The 24,198-nt window shown below is 42.8% G+C and carries 20 protein-coding genes and 1 tRNA gene; 4 read left to right on the plus strand and 17 right to left on the minus strand.

Annotated elements, in window-relative coordinates; translation table 11 throughout:
* Nucleotides 1-32 precede the first annotated feature (32 nt).
* The 14 genes from AS141_RS01235 to AS141_RS01300 form a co-directional block, all read right to left on the minus strand.
* Nucleotides 33-947: an alpha/beta hydrolase gene (locus AS141_RS01235; protein WP_057935794.1), complete on the minus strand. Its 915-nt coding sequence runs from the start codon at nucleotides 945-947 to the stop codon at nucleotides 33-35.
* Nucleotides 948-957: 10 nt separating this feature from the next.
* Entirely contained in the window at nucleotides 958-1,299 is a 342-nt protein-coding gene (locus AS141_RS01240) for an L-rhamnose mutarotase (protein ID WP_057935795.1), read from the minus strand.
* Between the two features lie 189 nt (nucleotides 1,300-1,488).
* Nucleotides 1,489-2,805 (minus strand): L-fucose:H+ symporter permease, encoded by a 1,317-nt coding sequence (gene fucP / locus AS141_RS01245; protein WP_057935796.1) that lies wholly within the window; start codon nucleotides 2,803-2,805, stop codon nucleotides 1,489-1,491.
* An 8-nt stretch (nucleotides 2,806-2,813) separates the two neighbouring features.
* Nucleotides 2,814-3,578: an L-fucose dehydrogenase gene (locus tag AS141_RS01250; protein WP_057935797.1), complete on the minus strand. Its 765-nt coding sequence runs from the start codon at nucleotides 3,576-3,578 to the stop codon at nucleotides 2,814-2,816.
* Nucleotides 3,579-3,804: 226 nt separating this feature from the next.
* A complete protein-coding gene (locus tag AS141_RS26750) occupies nucleotides 3,805-4,206 on the minus strand; it encodes a DUF1016 N-terminal domain-containing protein (RefSeq protein WP_057935798.1) in 402 nt (133 codons plus the stop codon).
* A 227-nt stretch (nucleotides 4,207-4,433) separates the two neighbouring features.
* Complete coding sequence (locus AS141_RS01260; protein WP_057935799.1) at nucleotides 4,434-5,258, minus strand: amidohydrolase family protein; 825 nt, start codon at nucleotides 5,256-5,258, stop codon at nucleotides 4,434-4,436.
* Complete coding sequence (locus tag AS141_RS01265; RefSeq protein ID WP_057935800.1) at nucleotides 5,255-6,115, minus strand: fumarylacetoacetate hydrolase family protein; 861 nt, start codon at nucleotides 6,113-6,115, stop codon at nucleotides 5,255-5,257. Before AS141_RS01265 ends, AS141_RS01260 begins: the two co-directional genes overlap by 4 nt.
* Before the next feature lie 179 nt (nucleotides 6,116-6,294).
* Complete coding sequence (locus AS141_RS01270) at nucleotides 6,295-7,053, minus strand: SDR family NAD(P)-dependent oxidoreductase (protein WP_057935801.1); 759 nt, start codon at nucleotides 7,051-7,053, stop codon at nucleotides 6,295-6,297.
* 229 nt (nucleotides 7,054-7,282) lie between these two features.
* On the minus strand, nucleotides 7,283-8,362 hold the full coding sequence (locus AS141_RS01275) for a Gfo/Idh/MocA family protein (RefSeq protein WP_057935802.1): 1,080 nt from the start codon (nucleotides 8,360-8,362) through the stop codon (nucleotides 7,283-7,285).
* Nucleotides 8,363-8,385: 23 nt separating this feature from the next.
* Nucleotides 8,386-11,511: an AsmA family protein gene (locus tag AS141_RS01280; RefSeq protein WP_057935803.1), complete on the minus strand. Its 3,126-nt coding sequence runs from the start codon at nucleotides 11,509-11,511 to the stop codon at nucleotides 8,386-8,388.
* Nucleotides 11,512-11,556: 45 nt separating this feature from the next.
* Nucleotides 11,557-12,126, minus strand: a complete 570-nt coding sequence (locus AS141_RS01285; RefSeq protein WP_057935804.1) for a peptidylprolyl isomerase — start codon at nucleotides 12,124-12,126, stop codon at nucleotides 11,557-11,559.
* An 86-nt stretch (nucleotides 12,127-12,212) separates the two neighbouring features.
* Nucleotides 12,213-13,355, minus strand: coding sequence for a 1-acyl-sn-glycerol-3-phosphate acyltransferase (locus AS141_RS01290; protein ID WP_057935805.1), 1,143 nt, complete (start codon nucleotides 13,353-13,355; stop codon nucleotides 12,213-12,215).
* Nucleotides 13,356-13,443: 88 nt separating this feature from the next.
* Nucleotides 13,444-14,289: an alpha/beta hydrolase gene (locus AS141_RS01295; RefSeq protein WP_057935806.1), complete on the minus strand. Its 846-nt coding sequence runs from the start codon at nucleotides 14,287-14,289 to the stop codon at nucleotides 13,444-13,446.
* Nucleotides 14,290-14,405: 116 nt separating this feature from the next.
* A tRNA-Leu gene (locus AS141_RS01300) sits at nucleotides 14,406-14,487 on the minus strand.
* 233 nt (nucleotides 14,488-14,720) lie between these two features.
* Between AS141_RS01300 and AS141_RS01305 the strand changes: the two genes are divergently transcribed.
* Genes AS141_RS01305 through AS141_RS01320 form a run of 4 tightly spaced genes read left to right on the plus strand, consistent with a single transcriptional unit; the run spans nucleotide 14,721 to nucleotide 21,008 of the window.
* Nucleotides 14,721-15,299 carry a TetR/AcrR family transcriptional regulator gene (locus AS141_RS01305; protein WP_057935807.1) on the plus strand — a complete coding sequence of 193 codons (579 nt, stop codon included), beginning with the start codon at nucleotides 14,721-14,723 and terminating at the stop codon, nucleotides 15,297-15,299.
* Between the two features lie 43 nt (nucleotides 15,300-15,342).
* Complete coding sequence (locus AS141_RS01310; protein ID WP_057935808.1) at nucleotides 15,343-16,662, plus strand: TolC family protein; 1,320 nt, start codon at nucleotides 15,343-15,345, stop codon at nucleotides 16,660-16,662.
* Nucleotides 16,663-16,690: 28 nt separating this feature from the next.
* Nucleotides 16,691-17,803: an efflux RND transporter periplasmic adaptor subunit gene (locus tag AS141_RS01315; protein WP_057935809.1), complete on the plus strand. Its 1,113-nt coding sequence runs from the start codon at nucleotides 16,691-16,693 to the stop codon at nucleotides 17,801-17,803.
* A gap of 31 nt (nucleotides 17,804-17,834) precedes the next feature.
* Nucleotides 17,835-21,008 carry an efflux RND transporter permease subunit gene (locus AS141_RS01320; protein ID WP_057935810.1) on the plus strand — a complete coding sequence of 1,058 codons (3,174 nt, stop codon included), beginning with the start codon at nucleotides 17,835-17,837 and terminating at the stop codon, nucleotides 21,006-21,008.
* Between the two features lie 656 nt (nucleotides 21,009-21,664).
* On the opposite strand, the gene map is transcribed toward AS141_RS01320, so the two are convergent.
* From map to AS141_RS01335, 3 genes are all read right to left on the minus strand, one after another.
* Nucleotides 21,665-22,429 (minus strand): type I methionyl aminopeptidase, encoded by a 765-nt coding sequence (gene map, locus AS141_RS01325; protein WP_057935811.1) that lies wholly within the window; start codon nucleotides 22,427-22,429, stop codon nucleotides 21,665-21,667.
* A 22-nt stretch (nucleotides 22,430-22,451) separates the two neighbouring features.
* Nucleotides 22,452-22,748, minus strand: a complete 297-nt coding sequence (locus AS141_RS01330; protein WP_157243349.1) for a hypothetical protein — start codon at nucleotides 22,746-22,748, stop codon at nucleotides 22,452-22,454.
* A gap of 116 nt (nucleotides 22,749-22,864) precedes the next feature.
* Nucleotides 22,865-24,154, minus strand: a complete 1,290-nt coding sequence (locus AS141_RS01335; RefSeq protein WP_198293476.1) for an erythromycin esterase family protein — start codon at nucleotides 24,152-24,154, stop codon at nucleotides 22,865-22,867.
* Nucleotides 24,155-24,198 lie beyond the last annotated feature (44 nt).

Below are 24,198 nucleotides of genomic sequence, written 5' to 3' on the forward strand. Positions count from 1 at the left end.
GAGACACTGAAAACTGCCTGCTGATCACTGACCTACTTCAAATCCACCAGCCAGTCCAACAGGACATTTCTCCACCCATCTACAGGGCCTTTGCCCAGCCCGAAACCGAAACCATGGCCACCTTTGGGATAGATATGAAGGGAAGCAGGTACCTGGTGTGCATGCAGGGCCTTGTAATAAAGAAAACTGTTTTCGATCGGAACCCCACTATCATCCTGGGCATGAACCAGAAATGTGGGAGGTGTTTGGGCAGTGACATTCAATTCACCGGAGAAGCGGTCAATCAATTCTTGGTCTGCGTTGTCACCGATAAGGTTTTTTCTTGACCCTGAATGTGCACTTGCATCCCTGAATGAAATCACCGGATATACCAAAATGGAGAAGTCAGGACGGGCAGAAAGTGCATCGATGGCATCTTTTTGCCTAGCTACCTCATGTGCATATTGAGTACTGACTGTTGAGGCTAAATGCCCACCAGCAGAGAAGCCCATTACACCAACCTTACCGGGATCGATCATCCATTCTTCTGCATGATGTCTGGCAAGACGCACTGCCCGTTGCGCATCCAAGAGAGGCACTTCCTTCGCATCTGTCAGAGATTTTGAATCAGGAAGTCTATATTTTACCACTATCCCCACGATTCCCTGTGTATTCAGCCATTTGGCAAAGTCTCTTCCTTCCCAATCATAAGCTAATATATGATACCCTCCTCCCGGAAAAATTACTACTGCCTGGCCGGTACGCATTTGCTTACTGGGAAGGAAAACCTCGATCTGAGGAATCTGCACATTTTCTATCCGGATGATTCCTTCTTCAATTGCTTTTTCCTCCAATCCCATATCTTTCTGTAATGGGGGAGTTCCTTCCCAGAGTGGGAGAACGATTTCTTGCGCATTTGTGAGCATGCTGCACATGACGAAGCTGAGTATTAAAAGTGATTTTTGCATTGGTATTAGTTTAGGCTTTGTATTCAAATATTTTGTCCATCAACTGCCAGCGCCAATTATCGGGTGTACCGGGTAAGTTGGTTTGGTATTGACCGAGAAATGCTTCCCATTCCTGAACTTTCTTATTTTCATTATCCAGGGCAGCTTTCTTTTCGAAAGTAAAGTTTTCATCTCCCACCAGTATCATGCTCAGTCGGTGTCGCCAGCGAAATATGCTCATTTGGAGGATGCCTGCTGCCCGGATACTTTCGATGATTTCAGGAGCCACAGCTTTATGGCATTCCACATAAGCACGGATCGCCTCTTGCTCATCTTTCAGATCACAGATCAATACAAAGGTTTGGGTTGTCATAGTTCTAATTTTATTAACTTTTCCATTACCGGTTCAAGGTAGTTGGTTAGGGTGGTTCAAAACTTTATAGCTCCCTCAACGATTGGCAGGCTTGGATTTATGGTAATACAGTCTTCAGTGTCCTAATAAGATAGGTACTGGTCATAAGGCTTGCACCAAATGCAGTCTGGACCAAAACTTTCCAACTTTCTAACTCCCCAACCTCACAACCTTTTGCGCCCTCAAACTAAACAGCAAGACCATCACGAAGCAGGCGAGTGGTAGAATGAATGAGAAATTGACTTCAGGAACCCCTAAAATCAATGTGTCATCATACCCAATTCCCCCGATGTCCATGATCATCCCCTGTAATGTGGGCATTATCGCTCCGCCCACAATCGCCATGACAAGGTATGCGGCGGCGAATTTTGAATCCTCCCCCAATCCATCCAAAGCGATTCCATAAATCGTAGGAAACATCAACGACATGGCGAAGGAAATGGCTACCAAGGAATAGAGTCCATTCATCCCAGGTAGGAATATGGCTCCTGCAGTGAATATAATTGCGAGCACTGAGAATATACCAAGCAACTTAGTTGGAGAAATATAGCGAAGTAAAAATGTACAGATCCATCTGCCTACCAAGAACACGATCAAAGCAGTATAGCCATAATTCACTGCCTCAGCATTGGAGATTCCAAGTACTTCGGCATACTGGTAGATGTATGTCCAGACCATGATCTGTGCCCCAACATAGAACATCTGGGCGAATGTGCCTTCAACAAAGTTCCTGTTTTTCAGCAGGCGGTTCATTGTAGCTTTGAACTCCACTCTTCCGTTTTCTTTGGTTTCAGGCATTTTCACCAAGGCAATAATTACCAAAATCGCGATTACCACCAATCCCAGCATCACGTAAGGATTTCGTATGACCATAAGATCGGCTGTACGGATCACGGCTTTGGCGGATTCATCCAGTGAAGAGAAAATGATATTCCCGTCTGCATCTGTTGCGTTCGATTGGAGCGCATTTAGAATAAATTGTTTTGCTACAAACAGCCCGGCCAGGGCTCCCATAGGATTAAATGCCTGGGCTAAATTCAGCCGCTGAGTGGCGGTGGCCTCCGGCCCCATGGACAGAATGTAAGGATTGGCAGTAGTTTCCAAAAAAGCCAATCCAAAAGTCAGGATATAGAGCGAAGCCAGGAAAAATCCGTAGCTCTCCCAAGCTGCTGCAGGATAGAAAAGCAGGGCACCAAAGCCATAAAGCGCCAAACCAAGTAGAATCCCGGTTTTATACGAATACTTTTTTATAAAAAATGCCGCAGGCAATGCCATGGTAAAATATCCGCCATAAAAGGCCATTTGCACCCAGGAGGCTTGTGTATTGTTCAGCTCGAGAACTCGCTTAAATGCAGCCACCATGGGATTGGTGATGTCATTTGCGAAGCCCCATAGTGCAAAAAGGGACGTAATAAGAATAAAGGGAAGGAGTAGCTCCTTGGGGATCAATGCAGGTTTTTGGGTCATGGGTGTGGTTATAAGGATCGGTCAAGATGAGTGTATCCGCCATCTACGAACAGGTGTTGTCCGGTGATATGTGCGGCTTTATCGGAAAGCAGAAAAATGGCCATGGAAGCGATTTCTTCCGGTGTCGTCATGCGTTTCCCCAATGGGATTTTGGCAGTAATGGATTCTAGTTTTGCTTTTGGGTCCTCAAAGGTGTTTATCCAGTTTTCATACAAGGGAGTATAAACTTCCGCTGGAATGACAGCATTGACGGTGATCTGGTAGGGGAGAAGTTCTACTGCCCACTCCCGCGTAAGTGAAAGTTGCGCACCTTTTGCGGCGGTGTAGCCAGAGGTCCCTCCCTGTCCGGTCACAGCAGTTTTGCTGCTGATGTTGACAATGCTTCCCTTAGATTTCTTCAAAGATGGCAAAGCATAATGTGCCAGATGGTAGTAGTGGTTCAGGTTTTTGGCAACGGATTTCTCGAAGGCTTCCGGGCTTCCATTTTCCAATCCCACGCCGTCGTTTGCTCCGGCATTGTTGACCAGGCCATCTATTCTTCCATATTTTTCAAGTGTGAGTTTGACTACTTTGTCTGAATCAGCAGCATCAAAAAGTCGGATGGGAATCTGAAAAGCTTCGCCCAAAGTGAGGATCTGCGCACCTTCTTTTTCCGAAGGGTCAATCATCACAGGAATTGCTCCCTCGGCGATCAGCCCCCTGGAAATTGCTCCGCCGATTCCTTTGGCACCGCCGGAAATCAGGATGACTTGATTGGTTAGGTTTAGGTTCATTTTATAGTAATTTCTTTTGTTCTATCCTTGCTTTAGCCCCTATCAATGCTTGGTGGAGCTTGGCTTCTAATTCACTTTTTTGGGGTAGTTCTGTCCACTATTCAGATACCCTAATACCGTCTTTTCCTATTTCTGGCAATTCAATCTGCTCAGTGCATTTTCTGCGCAGAGGATTAAGCCTATAGGAGGGTTTTCACCTTCCTGTTTTCGTATTTATTGAGCCACTTTAACTAGAGCTCCATTTGCCCTTTGTTTGTTGGTTTGAATTTGTTGAGTTTTCGCTGCTTTTGATAGAAAGTAATTCTATAAAATGACTCCAACTCAATTTTGTCGCCAGTGGCGACACTTTTTGTGGGTCGCTAAATAGGCTGGCAAATTGCATCATTCTTCTCAGGTTTCTTTCCTGAAAGGAATTTCCGTATGCTTTTGCTAATTGAACAGTTACCTTAGCAATAATCTGTTTGCCATATTCAGCACGCCGATTTTCTAGAATGTGAGTATTTATTCTATGCCCAACTTGCCCGTAAATCAGAGTAAGCGTACGGTTAACTTGAGTAGCAATTTGGCTTTTACCATTTTCTATGATACTTGCCAACTCTTGAAAAAGCAGCTTGTCTCCATTTTTCATACAATAGTTTTAGGTAATTATGTTGAATTAGCATAATAAAAGGGGGTTACCTCAATTGTCGTGATAGTGCCGCGACAATTTGATAATCTTGAAATACTTTTACTACCTCAATCAATCAGCATTTTTTTCTTTTTCAAAGTAGGAAATAATTCTATTTCAATTCGTCCTCAAGCTGGCGGCATGTTGATGCTACGAAAATCAAATTATTTTGCCAGCTAAGATTTACTTCAAATCCCATAAAATGCTACAGCCGTATTGCCCATAATTGCTTCCTTCTCCGACTTGGAAAGTCTGTCAGTAAAACGCTCCACCACTTCCAATACTTGCTCGTACTCCCCGGCTACCCTGCAGACTGGCCAGTCGCTTCCAAACATCAATCGTTTTGGGCCAAATAACTCAAGAGCTACATCCAGGTAAATTTGGAGATCATTTGCTGTCCATTTTTTCCAATCGGCTTCAGTGATCATTCCAGAGACTTTACAGAAAATATAATCCCGCTCAGCGAGTGGTGCCAGCTCCTTTTTCCAGTCTCTCCAGATTCCTAGTTTGATATTTGGTTTGGCCAGATGATCGATAACAAAGGGTTGCTCCGGGGCTTTTTTTATAAACTGTAGAGCGGCTTCCAGTTGATTGTGAAAGATCAGAATGTCATAGGTATAACCTCGCTTGCCTATTTTTTCTATGCCCCGGATAAACTCCTTTCGTAGCATATAATCACTATTCTTGGACTGTAAGATTTCCCGATAGCCCTTGAGTTTTTTTTGGGAAGCAAACTGATCCAAATCCTTATCCAACGCATCGCTTCCCAAGTCTGCCCATCCCACTACCGCTTTGATCTGTTCATGTTCTTCTGCCAGATCCAGCAAAAAAGCTGTTTCATGGAAACTCTCATCGGCCTGCACAGCGACACAGCCAGCTATCTGGTGTTCTTCCAAAATCGGGATCAGATCATCAGGTAAGAAATTCCGCTGGATCACCTTCATATCATCGGTAATCCAGGAATGTTTTTTTGGGTTGTATTTCCAGAAATGCTGGTGACTATCCAGTCTCATGCCTCCGGATCGTTGATTGCTGTCTGCTTAGCTTCACCAAGTCCTTCGATGCCAAGTTCTACCACATCGCCATCCTTCAGGTAAGTAGGAGGGGTCAAGCCTAAACCAACTCCCGCAGGAGTTCCTGTAGAAATGACATCGCCCGGCAGTAAAGTCATGTATTGGCTCAAATGCTCAATCAATGTAGGAATGTCAAAAACCAAATCAGAGGTGTTGCTGTCCTGAAGCATCTTTCCGTTCAGCTTCAGCCACAGTCTCAGGTTGTGCGGGTTTTTGATTTCAGTTTTGGTGACCAAAACAGGCCCTAGCGGAGCGAAGTTGTCAGCACTTTTACCTTTGACCCACTGCCCGCCGTGATGAAGTTGGAAGTCACGCTCGCTGACGTCGTTGTGCACACAGTAGCCTGCAACGTAATCCATCGCATTTTCTTTGCTCACGTACTTGGCCCGCTTGCCGATCACCACCGCAAGCTCCACTTCCCAGTCAGTTTTCACCGAGTTTTTTGGGATCAGAATCGGATCAAATGGTCCGCAAAGGGAAGAAGTGGCTTTCATGAAAATAATCGGGACTTCGGGTACCGGCATTCCGGATTCTATGGCATGCTTGCGGTAATTCAAACCGATGCAGATGATTTTGGAAGGTCGGGCGATGGGTGAACCTAGTCTGGATCCGGCGGGAATTTCATGTAAGTTTTTCTGGTTGGCCCCTAGCCATTCTTCGAGCCTGGCGAGTCCGTTGTTGGTAAAAAAATCCTCATTCCAATCTTCTTGGAAAGGGGAACAGTCCAGGTATTTGCCATTTTCGTTCTCAATTCCAGGTTGTTCTTTTCCGGCTTCGCCGAATCGTATAAGTCTCATATTGGTATCTGGTATTTAGTGTCTGGTAATTAGTAAAGTATCAGGTAGTAAGATTTTAGTATCAAATAGTAAGGCAAAAGACAGTAGAGCCAGGAACCAACGAGTAAGTGTCGGGATTATCATGGATAGCACTAGTTGCTTTGGGCCCGTAAATTGTATTTCTTAATGCCTACTTCAAGTCACATTTTTAATCCCAAAAATCCCCCATCAATCGGAATATTGGTTCCTGTAATGAAGCTTCCGGCATCAGAGCTCACGAAGTAGGCGAGTTCTGCGATTTCTGCTGGCGTAGCCATTCTGCCAATCGGTTGGGTTGCGGCCAGTTTTTCGAACATTTCTTTTTCCTGACCGGGATAATTTTTTGCCAAAAAACCATCCACGAAAGGCGTATGGACTCTCCCCGGAGACAGGCAGTTGCAGCGGATGCCGTCTGCCACGTAATCTCTGGCGATACTTAGTGTCATAGAAAGAGCCGCTCCTTTGGTCATGCTGTATGCAAACCGGTCCGGAATACCGATTGTCGCTGCTACAGAAGCCATGTTGAGGATGGATCCCCCACCGTTTTCTTTAAGCTTAGGAAGAGCCGCTTTGGTGCAGTTGAACATCCCTTTTACATTCACCTGGAACACTCTGTCAAAATCTTCGGGGGAGGTTGTCTCCAACTTTCCTATATGGGAAACTCCGGCATTATTGATTAACGTGTCGATTTTTCCGGGGATGGATTGGATCAGGGACTCAGATTCTTGGGTATCGGCCACACTCCCACAAAGAAATGACACCTGGTGGCCTTTTGAGCGTTCCTCTTGTACCACTTTTTCGCCCACTTCAGGATTAATGTCAATGAAGTAAACTTTAGCTTTTTTGGCTGCAAATAGCTGAACCATGGCGAGCCCGATTCCGGAAGCTCCGCCTGTTATTAATACTGTTTTATTTTCCATGATTAAAGCAAAACGGAAGGTAGCACCTGCATTTTTTAGTGCCAAAGAATTTTATATAGATTATGTAATGTTAATTTTCTAAGAACAGAGCTAAAAGCATGAGAAGTAATAAACTCTAAAATTATGGTAGCTTCCTTCATCTGTCACATGCGCTGGGCAGGATCCAGTTATCGGTCTTCCGACCCACAAACCAAGAAGACTTGGCAACAGACATGCTTGCAGCTAATTACTAAAGCTTTACGGTTTCACCGGTTTTGACAGACTCATCACATGCAAAAGCAATTTTCAGACTAGTTAACGCATCTGCTAAGTGATCATCAAGATTGATGTCTTCCTGGATAGCTTTTAGGAAATACTGCTGCTCACGATTGCAAAGCTCTTGATGACCGGGTTCGTCCGCCAAGGCAATCCATTGATCAGGCTTTGTAAACTTATTTTCAGAATCTATATCAGCATAGTGAACGCGAATGGACTCGGTCTTGGTATGGGAATCCACCTTATCGGATTGTCCACTTGCTCCGGCGTCTTTAGCGGTGATAGAAACTGCTCCTTTTGGTCCAATAACGTCCTTCACGAAAAAGGCTGTCTCACTGACCATTGGTCCCCAACCGGCCTCGTACCAGCCTACCGAGCCATCATCGAACCGGATCTGAAGCTGCCCGTAATTGTAATTATTCGAAGCAATATCCTCTGTAAGCCTAGCGCCGATTGCCGAAACTGAGACAGGTTTGGCTCGTGTCATCTGACACATCACGTCAATGTAGTGCACTCCGCAATCCACAATCGGGCTGAGGGATTTCATCAAATTGCGGTGCACATCCCACATGTATCCCTGACTTTGCTGGTTGAGGTTCATTCGCATCACAAGCGGTTTGCCGAGCTTCTCAGCTTCTGCTATAAATCGGATCCAAGAGGGGTGATGTCTTAAAATATACCCTACAACTACTTTTTTGTTGAGTTTTTTAGCTTTTGCAATGATCCGCTCACAGCCTGCAATTGAATCCGCAAGTGGCTTTTCTATAAAAACATGGCATCCTGCATCCAGCGATTTTAGCGCAAAATCCTCATGGGTATCGGGATAAGTAGAAATACAAACAGCATCAGGTTTTGATTCAGTCAAAGCATCCCCGAAATCTGAATATAAAGGATAATTGGCTTGAAGTCGGTCATTGAGATTACTCTTGGAATCTCCTCTGGAAACCAGTCCGCAGATTTCGAATTCGGGAAACTTGTGATATGCCTCGGCATGGGCAATTCCCATATTTCCGCAGCCGACCACTAAGATTCGTATTGGCGTTATCGTACTCATTTATTTTGGGTCTTACGTTTACGTTATTGATCTTCTTTTTCGTCTATGACTTCTTTTAGCTCATCTTCTTTGGATACCTTCCCTACCTGCATAGTATAGTCCTCTGCATTTCCTGTGATCTTGATAGGAACTCCAAAAATACCCAAAGGAGGCAATCCTAATCGAAATCCAATGCTCATATCTCCATCTAGGCTGACTTGACCTTCGAATCTAGGTCTGAATCCTGCGATTCTCATTCTGGTCCGAGGAATCGTCATCAGGTTATTTGCTATGCTGGTTTTGATCTCCACATCATTGAGTTCAGGATCTTCCAGTTCATTGTTTTCAGTTTTCTTGGCGATGGAGTTCATGAGTTTGAATCCTTTCAGTTTAATTGCCTTCAGGCCTAAAGTGCCTGCTCCGGTGATTGAAGGAAGGACAGGTTCCATGCTTGCATTCAGCCTTCCTGCCAGTCTGTAATCCAAAGAAGCCTGTCCCTGCGCATATTGAGCAAATGAAGCCATCTCCCTGAAAAGCGGAATTTCCTCATAAGCGCGGTGAATGTCAAATTCCCTAGCCTGGACCTGATAGTCAAAATTAGCTGCAAAAGGAGTGGAGGCTATATATTTTCCTGTCATTTCCACGGTGGCCCCTATGATCTCAAAGCTGGTTTTGCTAAGGGAAAGCTGACCTGGCTTAGCGTTGATTTCACCTTTGAATTTCTTTAGCTTAAGTTCTCCGAATTTCATCGAATCTATTCTGGCTTTCACCGATACATCCATATTCATAGGAGGGAGGATGACTCCGGATACTTCTCCGATGCTATCGATTTCTACCTCATTGTTTTCTCCGAAGAAGGCGAAATCATCCAAGTTAATGTAGGGAGAGTAGAATGCTAAGTTGCCTTTTAGAAGCTCATCAGGATTACTCAGGTAGCCTATGTAATTGCTGAAATAACCGTCTGCTTTGATCTCATTCTTTTCATAGCCAAAAAGGAAATTTTCAAAGCTGATTTTATCTTGATTAAATTCTAGGTTTCCTTTTTCCAATCTTAAAGGCTGAGGTAGGAGTTCTGTTCGGACCCGTATATTTTCTACCTGGATGGTTCCATGATTTTGAAGGTTTTGTATTTTTCCGTTTAGCGCGTCACTTTGTAATCCTTTGAGGTTCAGGTCAGTTATCAAAAACCCATTAACGGACATGCCTGAATCGCCAAAAACTTTGTAAAGCTCTCCCAAATCAAGCCTTCCTTTTGAGCTCAAATCATATCGGATATCCTCAAAATTTTCAAGGTTTGCCTTGAGTATGAATGGGTTATTGGCAAAGTGGAATTGGATGGGTTCTACTTCTAATTTCAGATCGGAATAAGAGCTGTTGCTGCTTTTTATTTTCAGAAGCATAGCCAGGTCTTTAATCGCTTCAGCGTGGTAGGGAGTTTGGATAAACCCATCTGTAAGATTGAAGTCAGCAGCAATAATAGGAATCGTTTTTTGATCCTTATTGAAGTTGCCTTTGGCAAAAAGATCCAGGTTAATCATTCCCCTCAGCACGAAGCCTGAATCCAGTGGAAAGAATTTAGGGATATCGGCAAGGTTGAAACTGCTTTTGATTTCTCCGTCAACATCTTGATCTCTGTTTATATTATAAGCCAACTTACCATCTGTGATCTGCTCCAAAACCTGGAAATGTATTTTTTTGAAGTCTACGCCAACATGGTCCGGCAGGCTGTCTGGAGAGTCCACAGTGAGCTCTATAGAAATATCTTTAATTGCTTCTGGAAGTTCCGCCCATTTGAAATATCCTTCGGAAAGCCCTGCGGAAAAAGAAAACACCGGGATGCTACTCGTGATGTATTTAGGTTCTCTTAGGCTTTTTGGGTCTTGGGAGGTTACATAAAAACCTGTTGATTTCAGATTGAGGTTTACCATTCCCCTGAAGTCAACTGATTCTGTTCCCAAGGCTTCATTTAGCAAGGATAAGTCTAGTTCGGCTTCCAGGTCTGAATCCAACCTCATCCGGGTAAGCTCAGCTATGTGCATATTTCCCTTCAAAAATCCTTCTCCAAGGTTTAATCCTATGCTGTCAATATCAATTCGTATGAGGTTCGGATCCAGTTTAGGGATCATCACATTCATGCTGAGTTGAAGATTTTCTATAGGCGTTGAAGCTGCTTTATGCTTTAGATAGCCATCAAGAACCTGAAGGTTCATGACCAGGGCCGGCATTTGGTTTTCAGCAGGAAGGTAAAGTCCCTGAAATGAACCAACAATATCTCCAGTTCCTCTGATTTCGGTATTTCCATATTCAGGCATTAGGTCCGCAGGGATTACCGAAAGCATATCTTTCAGTTGGGCATCAAAGGATTCAAGGACAAAATTCATGTCATAGCCTCCTTCCAGGAATTCAATCTTTCCTACAAAATTTACTGGCAACTCATTGATTTTAAGTTCGTTTCTAACAAAGGTCAATTTTGTAGATTCCGTATTGATAAGCGTTTGGAGGCTTGCTGTAACTCGGTTTCTGTTGAAGATTGGGAAATCCTCGTAGATTAATCTGAATTCTTGAATTTCAATATCGCTGCCGAGTGTAAGGATGTCATCGGCAAAATTTCCATCACCTTTATAGTCTACACCGACTGCTTCACAGATCATGTCCAAGGAAGTGTCCTGATAAAGAAATTTGCTGTTTTTCAGGAAGAAAGTGGCTATTTCTAAATCGAGGCTTCCTGAAGAAGTATCTGTTTCTGTATGATCTGGGCTTGGTTTTACAATGTCAAAATTGGAAAATCCCCTTGTATCCCGTAGGATTTTTATAAGGGCATTTTCTAAATAAAGCTCATCTACTTTATAATTGTCAGAAAAAAGAGAAGGGATATTTATTCCAAGATCTAATTGCTTGGTATAGAGTAAGGTGTCATTCTCAAAAGGTGCTGACCCAGCTATGAAAAGTTCATCCATAGTGATGGTTAGCGAAGGGAAATGCCGAAAAAAAGTCAATCCAATCTCTGAGAACTGCACTTCACTTTCCAACTGATCATCCAAAAGCTTTTGGAGCTCCAGTTGAAGTTTATCTTTGAAGAGAATGGGGAAAACGAGTAAAAAAGTGAAGGAGAGTCCTAGAAAACCTAGAAAAAACGTAAATATTTTCCTTTTATAGAAAGGATTTTTCATTGGAGGTCATGATTATGTGACATGTATCCTGACTAAAAAACGTGATCAATTTCGCATTTTTTCGACATGAGCCTTATCTAGTGGGATTATTTTCACGGATAAAGTAATTGGCTGAATTGGCTCATCTTTACTGTCCCGTTTCACACGGACGATTTGTTCTATCACACTCATGCCTTTGATCACCTGGCCAAAAACTGTATAATCACCATCCAGTCTGTGCAAACCATCGGAATTTTGCACTATATAAAATTGACATCTTGCCGATAATTTCCCTGGATTATCATCCCTTCCGGCACCTACGGCCCCATAGACATGTGTGAGTTCAGGTACAAATTCAGGCTCGAGTAAATATTGAGGATCATTAAATCCCTCGGCTGTATCAGGACAACCTCCTTGAGCAACAAAATTTGGAATCACCCTGTTAAAAGTCAGTGAATCCCAGTAGCCTGCGTTTGCCAATTGCACAAAGCTATTTTTATGATTTGGTGTTCGGTCGTCCAGGCTGATTAGAATTTCACCGTAGGGAGTGAGGATTTGTCCTACGGGAACAGTATCCTGTGCATGCGCAAAGCCGATAAAAAAGATCAGGAGGGCACAAAAAACCAGCTTTTTCATAGGATTATAATTTGTTTTTAAAAACCATATGGAATCTCGCATGCCTTATAATCATCCCAGTGTGTGATGCTTGAGCCATCCCGGTTTTAAGAGTCAAGGGAGTTAAGGGCCGCTTTTTGGTTGTTCACCGGATTGGCATACATGGCCAAGAAGCTTTTAATGAGAAACTCATTCTTTGTGTTGACCTTTTCATTCATTCTCTTTTCGAATGATTTTTTCTCTGCTTCTGAATAAAATTCTACATACTCCCTGTCTCCATAGAGTAAGTCATGCGCGATATAATTGCTTGACCAAAGCTTATAACCAATCCAGATTTTTTGGTCTATACATTCTGCCAGCTTACTGAGTTTATCTGATTGGCTTAGTTCCATTTTCGAGATTTCCTGAATTTCCTTGTCCAAAATCCCATTTACCTGAAGATGAATTCTCTTTTTTGTGCCGATTATTCCACGAAGCAGATTTAAGAAGTCTTCGTTTTCACTTTTGATGTACTTTTCATCACGGGACTTGGCAAGCCATTCAGGCATTTTTAAGACATCTGTAGGATCATACTCGTAAGAGATTGAAATAGGCACTACTTTGATTTTCTCAAAATAACCAAAAGGATTAGGCCCCTCTTCAGCTAAAGTGAGCATTTTTAGTACACCTCTATGCGTAGCGTCATTTCCATCTTTGGTCCGCCCTTCACGCTGGGCAGTCCACACGGATCTGTTTTCTGTAAGAAGCGACTTCTTAATATAAGCAGAAGCCAATTGCGAACTCTCCAGCAAAGCCCTTCCTTGAAGCCCGCGTTTGATAGCGAAGTTTCTGTTTAGGCGGGATAGGGTATGTAAAAACGGTTTCTGGATCAGATTATCCCCTATAGCCGAAGTAGTTAGCACTAGTCCATTTTCATATAGGCAAGCATTCAGTAAGGAAGTATCAAGGATGATATCCCTGTGGTTTGAGATGAAGAGGTAAGCCGTATTGGATTCCAATTGCCCAAAGCCGCCAGTGGTCAATCCGTCAGAGCTTTTCTCCAAAACTTTCTGTACTCCCGGGTAAATAAAGTTGACCTGAAAATCTCTCAATGAATGTGTGTGAACCATCAAGTCTTTCCAATGCTCCTTAGTATCAGTAGGAAATGTGAAACTCATCATTGCCTCCAGCATAGGATCATCTACAATCTTGCGGATTGCAGCATTGGCTTCTGCGTCATAAAAAGGCCTGATTGAATCAAATTGCGACATAATTATCTTTTGGATGGTCTGCAAAAAGCAAATTTTAGCTTAGAATTCGAAGTTAAATTACATGTATATAAGTTAATACTTCCGGAAACTACCTACTAAGATGCTTGTCTGCAAAAAGCAAATGATAGGGGAGGGCCTCTGTCCAATATTCCCATGTATGTGCTCCCGGGCGCTCCGTATAATCGTGGGGGGTGCCGTTTTCTAAGAGCAGCTGATGCATTTGTCTGTTGGTTTCCAATAAGAAATCATCCACACCGCAGTCCATTAGCAAGGCAATTCCATTCTCTTTCATTTTATCAACTAACCCAACTGCAGTATAGGTATTAAAGGGAGCGTCATAGCGAAGATCCTCACCGAGCATTTCCCGCTGTTGACCTTGACGAAGCTTGCTGAATTCTTCCGGAACTTTCCACAAGCGGGTATCGATGTTCATCACACCGCTCATACTAGTTGCCACAGCAAACAGATCAGGATGTTTTGCACTGAGCATGATGGCACCGTGTCCGCCCATAGACAATCCTGTAATGGCTCTGGATTCCTTTTTGGCCAGGGTTTTATACCTCTGATCTACGAGAGGAATTAGTTCTTCAGTAATGTAAGTTTCATATTGGACAGAATCCATCTTGGGGCTGTCGTAATAGTAACTGGAAGGTCCAACTCCTGGTGTAACAATAATTAAGTCGTATTCTTCTGCCATGCGATTGACAATTCCTGGCTCTGTAGTCTTTTTATGCCAGTCGCTAAAGGCTCCGCTTCCGCCATGCAAAAGATAAAGTGTAGCAAATTCCTTAGAGCCATCATAAGTAGAAGGAGTGGTGACAGCAGCTTTCAGCGTTTTATTCATAGCCTGACTGAAAACTTCTATGGTGTCCACTTTGGCTTGCGCAAAAACTAGGGTGGGAAGAAATACGAGTAGAATCAGGGATTTTCTCATGAGTAGGGTTAAGGTTTGAAATCAAACTACAAAATAGGGATTAAGGCAAAGAAAATCATAAGAAGGTGGGGGCAGGCTAAAAATAAAAAACCTCCCGATATATCGGGAGGCCAGTGTGCGGATAGAGGGACTCGAACCCCCATGCCTTACGGCGCTAGATCCTAAGTCTAGTGCGTCTACCAATTTCGCCACATCCGCAGCTGTTTTTATTGGGATGCAATGTTAGCGATTCTAGGTTTTAAATAATATAAAATGACTCTTTAATGTGTCTGAAATTGATTTGAAATTACAGAACTTATTCATTTTCAACAGATTTATTTTTTCAGGTTGAAAGGTGTTAAAGCCACTCTTAAAATTTTAAATTTTTTTCTCCCTTTGTAGGAACTTTTGGGGAAGTTCTGTGATTGAACGTTCATTCATCCTCTAAATCCATGCATAATTTGCTAGATAAAAAGAAGTGTATTATCCTAAGCGCACTAGATTTAATCCAGGAGCATGGCTTTCATGCAAGTCCTGTAAGTCAGGTGGCCAAGAATGCCGGCGTCGCTTCGGGCACTATTTATACCTATTTTGAAAATAAGGAAGCATTGATCATAGGTATCTTTGAGTATGTAACCGAAGAAATAAGAAAATATGTCTCAAAGGGAGACGATACTAACTTGAGCTTTAAAGACAGATTTTATAATTATTGGAAAAATCTTACAGATTTTTATGAACTAAACCCCTCTATTCATCGGTTTTACGATCAGTTTTTGAATTCACCATTTAATTCAGAAGAGATGCAGATTAAATCCAATGTCTGGCATGATTTCTCTCATGGTTTTTTTGAATCGGGAATTAAACAAGGAGAAATCAAAGCACTAAACCCAATTGTGCTTTCTATTTTGGTGAATACAAATGTGAATTCGATTGTCCGTATCAAGCGGAATTTTAAAAATAAACTTGCCAGAAACAACATGGATCTGGATGAAATTTCCCATCTAATATGGGATGGGATCAAAGTAGAATAACCCAAGAACCTTTTTCAAACTAAACCAATTAATTATTACACACATGTTCAAAAAACGTTTACTGTTGGTCGGGCTACCTATTTTACTTCTTGCAAGTACCGCCTACAGCCAGGAAGAAGGAGAAGTGCCCCAAGGGGTATTGACTCTGGAGGAGGTGGTTGAATTTGCGCTGGTCCAAAGCCCGATCATCAGGCAGGCACAAATCGATCAAGAAATTGGAGATCATGATATCAAATCAAATCTGGCTGATTGGTATCCACAGATAACCGCCTCTGCCGCTGGGGCCTATAATATCAAGCTTCAGCAGCAGATTATTGGGGATCAGCTGATTACTTTTGGCCAGCCGTACAATTCAAATATTTTGTTGCAGGCTGACCAAACATTGTTCAACCGGGACCAGCTTTTTGCTTCGAAGACCTCAAAGTATTACCGTCAGCAGCTACAGCAGGTTACTGAGAATGCCAAGATTAATACTGTGGTAGATGTGAGTAAGGCTTTTTATTCTATTCTATTATCTGAAGAGCAGCTGAAAATCCTGGATCAAAATCTGGACCGTTTAGAGAAGCAGTACAAAGATGCATATAGCAGGTTTGAGGCAGGCTTGGTGGATAAGACGGATTATCAGCGTGCCTCTATTGCCTTGACCAATGTGAAAAGCGACCGGAACCGGGTTGCCAATTCCTTTGAGGCAAAATATGATTACCTGAAGCAATTGATGGGATATCCCGATAGTTTGAATTTTACCATTGAATACGATCTTCAGGGAGCAGCGGGGAGCATAGCTGAGGATGCTGCCGATCCATTGATTCTTGAGAACCGCGTGGAGTACAAACTTCTGCAAACCCAGCAGACTCTTAATGAAATCCAGACTGGGTATGAAAAATGGAATTACCTACCTCAACTGTCTGCCTATTATAGGTATAACTGGAACTACTTCAATTCAGAGTTCTCCAACCTTTACAAGGCAGCCTATCCGATTTCAGCAGTGGGACTTAATTTATCCGTGCCGATTTTTCAAGGAGGAAAGCGCATTCACAAAGTGAAGTCTGCCCAACTTCAGGTAGAGCGTGGGAATGTTGAAATCGAAAATCTCAGCAACCAGATCAGGACTGAATATTCCTCGGCCCTTGCCGAGTACAACAGCAGTGTCTACGAATGGCAGCTGATCAGAGAGAATATGGAAATGGCCGAAGAAGTATACAACATCATCAAGATGCAATACGATGAAGGAATCAAAGCTTACGTGGAATTAGTCGTAGCAGAGACCGACCTTCAAACAGCCCAAATCAACCATATTAACGCTTTTTATCAGGTTTTGGAGGACAAGTTAGACCTTCAGAAGGCTTTAGGCACAATTAATTAATTAGAACCAGCTTAAAATTTTATATCACATGAACTTATCATACAAACTTGTAGCTTTTTCAGCCCTGGTTTTAGCAGGGTTTTCTTGCGGCCAAAAGCAACAGGCGGCGCAGCAAGCTCCGGCAGCCACCGCGGTCACGACTTATACCTTGGCGAAAAAATCCGTGACTGGGCTAGATCAATATCCAGCTACGCTGGTTCCTCTCAATGAAATAGAGATACGTCCTCAAATAGGGGGATACATCACCAATATTTATGTTCAAGACGGACAAGAAGTAAAAAAGGGGCAGAAGCTTTACGAAATCGACCGAAGCAAATATGCAGCGTCGGTCCAGCAGGCGAATGCTTTGGTTCAGAGTGCTGAGGCAAATCTGGCCAGGTTGGAAAAAGACTACGATCGCTATAAAAGGTTGGATGCTGAAGATGCGATAGCAAAACAGACATTGGATCATGCACATACCGAAGTCTTGAATGCCCAGGCACAATTAAGTTCAGCGAAAGCACAGTATGAATCAGCTTCTACGGATTTCAACTATTCGGTTTTAGTGGCTCCATTTGATGGGACTGTCGGAATTTCCCAGGTAAGACTTGGCACGCAGGTTTCTCCAGGTCAGCCACTTCTGAACACGTTATCTTCTAACGATCCGATGGCTTTGAATTTTGTCATTAATGAAAGGGAGATACCCAGATTCAACAAGCTCCTAAAAGCGGAAGAAAAGCCGGACTCACTCTTCAGAATAAAATTCAGCGATGGAAGCATATATCCGTATAACGGAAAATTCACAACCATAGACAGAGCTGTGGGGAGACAATCCGGTACAATAAATTTACGGGTTCAATTTCCAAATCCAGACCGTGAACTTATCGCAGGGATGACTGTCAATCTGATGGTTCTAAATGAAGACATCGGTGAGCAACTGGTGATTCCTTACCGAGCAGTAACTGAACAAATGGGAGAATACTTTGTATATGTAGTCCAGCAGGACAATACTGTAAAGCAGCAAAATATAATCCTGGGGACGCAGATAGGCGATAGCATCGTTGTGAGAAGTGGCGTACAGGAAGGTGCCAAAATAGTGGTCACTGGAATCCAAAAACTACGTGAAGGAGCCCAGATTACTGAGCAAACCGCTGCCCAATAAATCGTTTTTCAATTAGACTTGAATTTAAATAATGATATCAGACGTATTTATAAAACGACCAGTAACAGCAATGGTGATCTCGATCGTCATCGTGCTGGTCGGTGTTTTGGCGATTTTGAATCTGCCCGTCACGCAGTACCCGGATATTACCCCTCCAGTGGTATCAGTTTCGGCGAATTATACCGGAGCAGATGCCAAGACTGTGGAACAAACGGTAGCTACGCCTATTGAGACGCAGGTAAATGGTACCCCGGGAATGGCTTACATTTCTTCGAATAACACAAGTACGGGCCAGATGCAGATGAATGTCACCTTCGAGGTGGGAACAGACATCAATATAGCTACTTTGGACGTACAGAATAGGGTTTCCATCGCCGAGCCATCTCTTCCGGAGGCAGTTCGACGATTGGGTGTCACTGTGAGAAAGAGAAACCCATCTATTATGATGGTGTTGAGTATTACCTCTCCTGAAGGAACGCATGATTCTAAGTTCCTTTCCAACTATGCTAATATCTTCATCAAGGATGCGCTTTTGCGTGTAAATGGCGTCGGTGATATTACGGCAATCGGTCAGGATTTCAGTATGCGGGTTTGGCTGAAGCCTGATAAACTCGCCCAATACGGGATCACTGCGCGGGAAGTAACGGCTGCTATCCAGGAGCAAAATCTTCAGGTAGCAGCGGGAACAGTAGGAAGCATGCCGCAGTACGATACCCAGGCATTTGAGTATCCGATCACTGTAAACGGCCGACTGGAAAGAGCGGAGGAATTTGACGATATCGTGTTGCGGACAAACCCGGAAGACGGTTCGTTGGTCTACCTGAAGGATGTAGCCAGAATTGAACTGGGACAATTTGACTATGGTAGATATTCAACCTTAGATGGAGAGGAAGCTGCCATTTTGCTGGTCTACCAAGCCCCGGGGAGTAATGCCCTGGAAACTGCAGAAGGGGTGTATGCAGCCTTGGATGAGTTGAAGAAAAGTTTCCCTACAGACATGACTTATACAGTTCCCTTTGAATCTGTTTCTGTGGTGGAAGTTTCGATTAATGAGGTAATGCACACATTCGTGGAGGCATTGATTCTCGTGATCGTCGTGGTATTCTTATTCCTGCAAAGCTGGAGAGCGACTTTGGTTCCTGTACTTGCTATTCCGGTTTCCATTATCGGGACCTTTATTTTCTTCCCTCTTCTCGGGTTCACGATCAATACGCTGACGCTTTTTGGTTTCGTGTTGGCGATTGGTATTGTGGTGGATGACGCCATTGTGGTTGTGGAAGCCGTGCAGCATTACATTGATTCGAAGAAGATATCCGCCAAAGAAGCCACTCGCTTGGCAATGAAGGACATCACAGCCCCGGTTATTGCGATAGCGTTGATTTTGGCAGCGGTGTTTATTCCTGTAGGGTTTATTCCCGGGATCGTTGGTAGGATGTACCAGCAGTTTGCGATTACCATTGCGATCTCTGTATTGATCTCTGCGTTTGTGGCGTTGAGTTTGACCCCAGCATTATGTACGTTGCTGCTTAAACCTTCTGAAGTGAATGAGCATGGCAAAGGGCTGAACAAGTTTTTCTACAAATTCAATTTATGGTTTGAGCGGACTACTGCAAGCTATACCAACGGGGTGAGAAACAGCATTAAGAGGGCTCCTCTGATGTTGATTTTGCTTATCTGTATTTTTGCAGGAACATTCGGGTTATTCCAAACCAAACCAACGGGATTCTTACCTACAGAGGATGAAGGAAGATTGTATGTGACACTGCAATTGCCAGAAGGAGCTGCCAGTAACAGAACTCAGGCGGTGATGCAGAAAATGAACACTATTCTGGAAGAAACCGAAGGAATCAACCACGTAACTGGTATCGGGGGATTGAATGTGATCAATTTCTCTTTCAAACCAAATGCAGCAACTTTCTTTGTACAGATGGATCCTTGGGATGACCGAAAAGAACCTGCTTTACAGCTTGGAGGGATGTTGGCCACATTGAACCAGAAATTTGCAGCCATTACCGAAGGGAGTATTGTGGTAGTACCACCTCCGGCTATTCCAGGTCTGGGAAGTACAGGTGGTTTCAGTTTTATGTTGGAGCAGCGATCTGCAGTGGGTGATATCAAAGAGTTTGAAGCAGCTATGGGACAGTTCCTGGCTGCCGCGAATCAGCGTCCTGAAATCGCAATGGCTTATAGTTTCTTTACTGCCAAAACCCCAGGTTACCATGTGACTGTGGACAGGGAAAAAGCCAAGAAACTAGGAGTTCCCCTGACTGAAATCTTTACGACCATGTCCAATTATATGGGTAGTTCCTATGTCAATGACTTCACCAGATACGGTAGAAACTTCCGCGTGGTGGCACAAGCTGATACAGCTTACCGTGCCGGCATTAATAACCTGCAACAATATTACGTGCAGAGTAGTGGGGGAGAGTCTGTGCCCCTGAGCGCTTTGGTGAGTTATGAGGTCGTGGAAAATGCACCGGTGATTTCCCACTATAATTTGTTCCGTTCTGCTGAAATCAACGGAAATGCAGCTCCTGGCTACAGTAGTGGACAGGCGCTGGCAGCTTTGGAAGAAGTAGCAGCCCAGACCTTACCTGCCGGCTATGGCTATGATTTCTCAGGGTTGAGTAGGGAAGAACTTTCTTCGGGGAGCAGTACTATCCTGATCTTTGCCTTGGCAATTGTGCTTGTTTCCCTGCTGTTGGCAGCCTTGTATGAAAGTTGGTCAGTACCATTTTCAGTCTTGCTGGCCTTGCCACTGGGAGCATTTGGGGCGATCATCGCACTTCATTTCTTGCCAAAGTTGGACAACAACGTCTATGCGCAGATTGGTCTGATTACCCTGATTGGTTTGGCTGCAAAAAATGCCATTCTGATTGTGGAGTTTGCCAAGGAGCGTGTGGATGTAGGGATGCCATTACTTCAGGCGACTTTGGAAGCTGTGAAATTGAGGCTTCGACCGATTATCATGACCTCGCTGGCCTTTATTCTCGGTGTGGTTCCTTTGGCTATTTCCAATGGAGCCGGCGCCGTGGCAAGGCAGACTATTGGGTTTACGGTGATCGGAGGGATGCTTGCAGCTACTTTCCTGGCAATTTTCTTTGTGCCGGTGCTGTATGTGGTGATTACTAAAATCGCCTATGGCAAAAAGACCTTGGCAGAACTAGAAGCCAATTATGATCCGAGTAAGCATGAGAATCACTGAGTAGACAATAATTAAAAATATAAAGCCCCCAGAAAGTGAAGAGTTTTTGGGGGCTTTTTTTGTTGTTAACCGTTGAGGATTTCGCGGAAGGAGCAAATTGATTTTATCCTGTTTCTCCAGAAGCAGAATAAATAGAGTTTGAGCTCGCTAATCAGAGATTTTCTATGTTTTTTAGCCCAAATGCATTGACATACGAATGTAGTTAGGATTGAAAACCCTGGAATAAAGCTTCGAAATTGCAAATCTCAAAGAACGGAATCTTCGAGGATTTTCGTAGGCGAACTGGAACTGGCAATGAATTGTATGCAGTTTAGCCAGCCGTGGTTTATGCAATTTTAAAATCCAATTCATTCATTTGCACACTAAATCGGACATTAGCTTTTAATGCTTGAAATACATTTAAAACAGTTTCGATTGTTACGTTTTTAGTATTTCGTTCCAATTTAGGGATTTGCGATTTCTGGACTCTGATTAATTCTCACCTATCGGGAGCCACAGATTTTTAGAACCTTTGACTGTTTGTAAAACCGATATCATCGGAACCTGATGTTTGTTCCCATAGGTAGCTACGTGAGATACTCCAAGAGTACTTTGCTTAAGGGCTGATTTTGGAACCTGGAAACATTCAACTTCTCGATAAGATGAATATAGGCTATTTACTCCCAGATTCCATTTCCTTCCGTCAGAATGACAGGCGCGCCATCAGTGATCAAAATGGTCTGCTCATGCTGGGTGACGTATCCACCTTTATTTCCCACCAGTGTCCATCCATCATTCCGCTCTACAGCTATGGTAGAATGGGTGGAGATAAAAGTTTCAATGGCTACCGTCGTATTTTTCTTAAAACGTTCCCGGTTGGATTTTACCCTATAATTGAGAATGTCTGAAGGCTCTTCATGCAAGCTTCTGCCCACACCATGGCCCGCCAGGTTTTTAAGGGTCTTATACCCTGATTTTCTGGCTTCGGTTTCTATCAAATGACCGATGTCAGCTATTTTTACCCCACTTTTGATAGCGCTTATGGCTTTATACAGGATGTGTTTGGAGGCATCCACAAGAGGTTGATGATTATGAATATCTTTTCCAATTACGAAAGAGCCCCCATTGTCAGCCCAAAACCCATTGAGTTCGGCAGATACATCAATATTGATCAAATCCCCTTCTTTCAGTCGTATTTTCTCTGAGGGAATTCCGTGTGCGGCCACTTCGTTCACACTGATGCAGGAGTAACCCGGAAATCCATAGGTTTCATAAGGGGCTGATTTGGCACCATAACTCTTTAAAATGCCTCCTCCATATTCGTCCAGTTCTTTGGTGGACATCCCCACTTTGGCATATTCTCTCATCAGTTTCAGGGTGGTTCCTACCACTTCACTGATGCGCTTCATTCCGATTAACTCTGATTCTTTGGTGATGGACATATTTTTTTGATTCTACTGATTTTCATTCGAGCTTCCTAAGCTCAATAACGCTGCAATTGATTCCATAAGAACAGTTTTTATTTCTACCAAGTTCTTTATATTTTATTGTCACCCGGTCTCCTGATGTATAGGAGATTACCTCTTTTAAATTGACGATTAATGTATCTCCATTATCTAGGTGTATTTGTTCGGCGCAATAATACAGGCCACCACTAAGCCAGAGTTTACCTTTTTCTGTCTTTATGATATCTTCGCTATCGGAATTGCAGGATAATAGTGCCAAAGATACAGCTAACATCAACATGATATTATTTTTCATAGTCTTCTGATCATTTAGTATCTGCATTTAAGATAGTTTATACTTCTCTTTGAAGTTCAATAAGGTGCTTATTGGCCTCCTTAAAAGATTTATTACTCATCAGTTTTGAAATATTCTCAATCATTATCCAGCTTATAATTAGGCAGGGAAATACGCTTAACGAATATTATTCCATCAAACATTTCTGAGAATTTTTTAGTAACAAGGTATTTCTTTTTAGGGTTATATCCTGGACCTCCAAGACCTAATTGTCTGCTTTCTTTATCGAAAAAGTTTGTTGGGTCGCTGCTTATTGCCTCTTTCATGTCAATAAAGTAAATGTCATTAGCTGCCTTGAAAAGTGTTTCTGCGTATGTTTTTCGATAGGGCCTGGATATAGGATATACATTCCAAACAGCTGGTTTGTTTTTTTTGAAAATATAGCCACCTAGTTCACCTGCTCCAAAATCAAAACCAACAGAATAATAGTCATTTTTAAAATACTCTTTCAAGTGCCTGCCTAGATTTATCCAAGGCATACCGTAGTAATTGAAAGTCAGGTTGTTCACATGATCATTATGAGCCCATATAAAGGCCTTTCCGTTTTTGGTTTCATTACCTACTATCCACTTCACATTCTCAAACATTTTCAAATCTCTTACTTCACTTTTCCGGGTTTTTAAATAAGTTGTGTGCTTGATTAAGTAATTTAGAGATCTTATAATCGATGAGAATTCCTGGTTGGTACTGTTTGCGGTTTTGGTTTGAAAATTTACTATGATCTGTTCAATTTCTTTAAGCTTGGGGATTTGATTTCCTGCCCAATCAGGTGTTGCACTATAGCCAACTGTTGAGCAACTGTCTGCAGTTGCAAGAAGGTTTTCGCTTACTGGGATTTTATAGGTTTTTACAAATTCACGGACTTCCAAATTGATACCATTTCCACTCTGGATATCCATCCCGTAGAATCGGATTTGTTCTGCCGCAGGTTTGTTTAAGTTATAATCCCGCATCCATTTCAAAAGATCAACTACTTCTTTACAATGCCAGGGCATTATAGTAAAATTACCAACAATTGCATTAATATTTCCTTCTCCACCGCCTATCCATTCATTTACGGGAGCTTCGGTTTGATAGGCTTCCTCCATAATAAAGGCTTTAACATCTTGATTTTCTACTAAATACTTGAAGAATTTAGCCTTTATATCAAAGAATTCCTTTCCATGATGTGAAGCTTCCCCAAACCCAAAAATACGTGCTTGAGCAAATTTGACCGGAATATTGTCAGCAAAAATAACTAGCTCACTATCAGGATTTGCATCTTCTATTTTTATAGAATTTTGATTAATCCAGGCTATAGTTTCTTCTTCTTGGGCATGAAGATAAGATGGAATAGAAATGAGAATTGATAGTAAAAGGATTTTCATAGGCATCTGATTAGGTATGATACCAAATTAGAAATCAATTTTAC

It is taken from the genome of Algoriphagus resistens (assembly GCF_001442615.1).
GTDB classification, from domain to species: Bacteria; Bacteroidota; Bacteroidia; order Cytophagales; family Cyclobacteriaceae; genus Algoriphagus; species Algoriphagus resistens.